The sequence below is a fragment of the Desulfovibrio sp. 1214_IL3152 genome (genome assembly GCF_036763055.1).
In the GTDB taxonomy this organism is placed as follows: domain Bacteria; phylum Desulfobacterota; class Desulfovibrionia; order Desulfovibrionales; family Desulfovibrionaceae; genus Desulfovibrio.
This window is the reverse complement of record NZ_JBAIYW010000350.1, coordinates 1-3,746: the sequence shown is the minus strand read 5'-3', so window position 1 is coordinate 3,746 and position 3,746 is coordinate 1. Positions and strand designations below refer to the sequence as shown.

Below are 3,746 nucleotides of genomic sequence, written 5' to 3'. Positions count from 1 at the left end.
CCGTGCGCGCCGCGCCGGGTGCGCCTGGCAAAAGCTTCAGCATGCTGAGCGCCGCACGCCATATTATATGAAGGCAGGTTTTTGGCAACCCGGCTCACTGCGCGACCGGCGGCCGTCCTGAACAGGACATTGGAGCCCCAGGATTGCCATGTCTCTCGTTCTGTTTTTGAGTTGGCGGCATCCATGCAAAAAGGGCGCAGGGAAGGGCAGTGCTCTGCATTTCGTTTCTTCCCTGATTTTTCGGCGGAACAGCAAGAAAACTCTGAAATGGCGCTTTGTTAAAACACCTGGCGAAAATGTGGAAACATAATTTATATTTATTTTTTGTTTTCAATGGGATATATATCAAGCCGTCATAAGGAAAAGCTGGGACTGACGCGCTTTTGTGCGACACGCCCCATGAGGACGCCGGGGCGGGCGATAAAGGCGGGCCGGGCTGTATTGCCAATGCTGTGCCGGGCGTTGTATGAAGAACCATGCGATGTTCGTCCTTCCCATGCGCCGGCCTGAAGGCGCGTGTCACTTTCTCAAGAACGGCGGTTTCAGTGATTCGCTCGTCTGCTTTTTTTCTTGTTATTCTGGCTGTTTTCTTCTGCACCTCTTCCGTTGCTGCAAGTCGCAATGCGGCATCCGGGGCCGCGGTTCCTCTTTTTCAGGGGCAGCGCAGTCTTGGGGGCCAAAGCGGCGCAGAGGCGAAAGCCGCCAGCGGGCAAGCCGGTGGTGTGCGCGGCATAACCATGCCGGATGCCGTGAATCAGGCCCTGGAGCATAATCCGAGCCTGGGTTCGCAGGAGGCGCAGGGCCGCTCATCAGAGGAAAGCCGCAAGTCAGCCCGTGGGGCTTTTGGTCCCAGGCTTGGCATGAGCTATTCTGTTGCCAAACAGGAACGGGACAGTACCGTGCGCAACGCCGAGCCGCCCAAAATGGGTACGTACAGTTGGGGCGTGGAGGTTTCTCAGCCGGTTTTTCAGGGATTTCGTCTGCTGGCAAATTATCAGAAAGCGGCCTTGCAGGCCGACAGTGATAAAGCGGCTTTGCGCAATGCCGAGCTTGCCATGACAGAGCAGGTGCAGACCCAGTTTCTGAATTTCTTGCGCTACGAAGAAAGTGTGCGCAGCGAGCGCGACGCTCTTGCGCGTTTGCGCGATCAGTTGCGCATTACCACGGCTTTTTTTGACGTGGGCTTGCGCCCGCGTCTGGATGTGCTCCAGGCCGAAGTCGATGTGCGACAGGCTGAAAATGCGGTAATCAAGGCCGAAAACAGCCGTGACACCAGTCTGGCGAAGCTGAACACACTGCTGGGTTTTTCGGCTACGGCGGGAATCGGGTATGCGGGGCAATTGGCCCATGTGCCTTTTACGCGCTCTCTTGAGCAGTGCCTTGAGGCGGCGTACCGCCAGCGTCCTGACCTTTATATGGCCGCCAGGTCTGTGGAGATTGCCGGCAAGAGCCAGCAGGCTGTGCAGAGCGACTATTATCCGCAGGTTGAGGCATATTATAATGTAACCCAGAGCGGCAACACCCCCGATCTGCAAAAGGACGGCGCCAGCGGCTCCCGCACGCAGACCTGGGAAGTGGGCGCACGCGCCACCTGGAACGCCTTTCAGTGGGGCACGACCTATTATGCTGACAAGGAAGCGGGCTGGCTTGTGACCAAGATGCGCTATGAGGCTGAAAATCTGAAGCTTAACGTTGGTTACGATATCAAGTCCAAGCTTCTTGCCGTCCATGAGGCGGAAAAGCGCATCAACGTGGCCGAAAAGGCCGTAGAGCAGGCCACCGAGGCGTACAATGTGGCTCTGGCCCGCTACCAGGAACAGGTGGGTACGAACTTTGACGTGCTGGACGCCTCATCCAAACTTACTTCGGCCCAGGCTTCGCTCACGGGCGCCAAGGCCGACTATCTTACAGCCCTGTCCCAACTGTATGTGGCAATGGGCGAATTTAAACCTGACCTGATGCGGCGCGACCGGTAAACGGCTTCGCGCCCAAGCACAAGCGATAGAGGAATGAAAGAACCCTACCTTACCATCACGCCCCTCGGGGGCCTTGGAGAAATCGGCCTTAACTGCCAATTGTGGGAAACCGCCGGCGGCGTGGTCATGGTGGACTGCGGACTCATGTTTCCCGATGACGCCCATCTGGGCGTGGACGTGGTCATCCCGCACTTTGGCGCGGTGAGCGCCATCAAGGACAAGCTGCTCGGCATCGTGCTCACCCACGGTCATGAGGATCATATCGGGGCCTTGCCCTGGCTTGTACCCGAGCTGAAAGGCACGCGCATTTACGGTTCGCGTTTTACCCTTGCCCTGGTGGAGCACAAGCTGCGCGAGCGTGAAATTCTTGACTGGGTGGAACTTTGCCCCGTGGATGCCCGCACTGTGCTGCCGTTGGGCGACCTGACGTTTCATTTTTTTCCGGTCTGTCATTCCATTCCCGAAGGTTTCGGCCTGGGGGTGGAGACGCCGGTGGGGCGTGTGGTTCATAGCGGTGACTTCAAGATTGACCCCCATCCTCTGGACGGCACAGGCACGGACCTGGATGTCTTCAGGGGCTTTGCCGGCCCGCAGGGCGCGCGCCTGCTGCTTTCGGATTCCACCAACGTCATGCGTGAGGGCCGCTCCCTTACGGAGCGTGAAGTGAAGGACTCGCTGGAAAAGATTTTTTCCAGTGCCGAAGGCCGCATTGTCATTACGCTTTTCTCAAGCCACATTCAGCGGATTCAGGAAGTTTTCGATCTGGCGCGCGAATACGGGCGCACGGTTGTCATAAGCGGCAAGTCACTGGCCAATAATATCGAAATGGCCCGGGATCTGGGCTTTGCCAAGTTGCCGCCTTCTTTTTTCAATGCCCATAACGGGGTTCCCGACCTGCCGGACAATCAGATCGTGCTGGTGGTCACGGGCGCGCAGGGCGAGCCTTTGTCGGCCCTGTCGCGCATGGTGCTCGGCGGCCACAGGCAGCTTGAGGTGCGCAAGGGCGATACGGTGGTCATGAGTTCGCGCATGATACCGGGCAATGCCAAGGCCGTGGCGAAGCTTATTAACGAAATGTACCGCATCGGCGCGGAAGTGCTGTATGAAAGTGTCCACGCCATCCATGCTTCGGGGCATGCCCAGCGCGAAGAACTGCGCGAGATGTTCGAGGCCGTGCGTCCGAAACTTTTTGTGCCGGTTCACGGGGAGTATCAGCACCTGGTCAAGCATGGCCGCCTGGCCGTGGAGTGTGGGGTAAAGGAAGAAAACGTCATTCTGCTGGAAGACGGGCAGCCCTTGACCCTGCTGGAGGATTCCTTCAGGCTTGAACAGAAAGTGCCTGTGGAATGTACCCTTGTGGACGGCAAGGGCGTAGGCGATGTGGGCTATGCCGTGCTGCGCGAGCGCCGCATTCTTGGCGATGAGGGTATGGTTATCGTTGTGCTGGTGGTGGATTCTGAAACCGGCAGCGTGTTGCACGGGCCGGAAATGATCTCCAAGGGCTTTGTGTTCGAGCAGCATTACAGCCATCTGCTGGAAGACGCCAAATGCCTCGTGCTGGATGAGATTGAGGCCGCGCGGCCAGGGCAGCTCAACCGCATGCAGGAGGGCATCCGCTCTTCGCTGCGGCGCTTCTTCCGCCGTGTGCTGGAACGTGATCCCGTGGTCGTGCCTATCATCAGCGAAGTGTAAGGGGATTCAGGGCTGTCGTTGTCCAGCAAAGGACGCGGCAGGCCCTTTTTCGGTTTGGCGGCCCGTGCTGCCTGTTGC

2 protein-coding genes are annotated in these 3,746 nt (G+C 58.2%); both read left to right on the top strand.

Features of this window, described 5'->3' with window-relative positions; all coding sequences use genetic code 11:
• Positions 1-545: 545 nt before the first annotated feature.
• On the top strand, positions 546-1,976 hold the full coding sequence (locus tag V6C07_RS07515) for a TolC family protein (protein WP_333535748.1): 1,431 nt from the start codon (positions 546-548) through the stop codon (positions 1,974-1,976).
• A gap of 33 nt (positions 1,977-2,009) precedes the next feature.
• Positions 2,010-3,668 carry a ribonuclease J gene (locus V6C07_RS07510; RefSeq protein WP_333535746.1) on the top strand — a complete coding sequence of 553 codons (1,659 nt, stop codon included), beginning with the start codon at positions 2,010-2,012 and terminating at the stop codon, positions 3,666-3,668.
• Positions 3,669-3,746 lie beyond the last annotated feature (78 nt).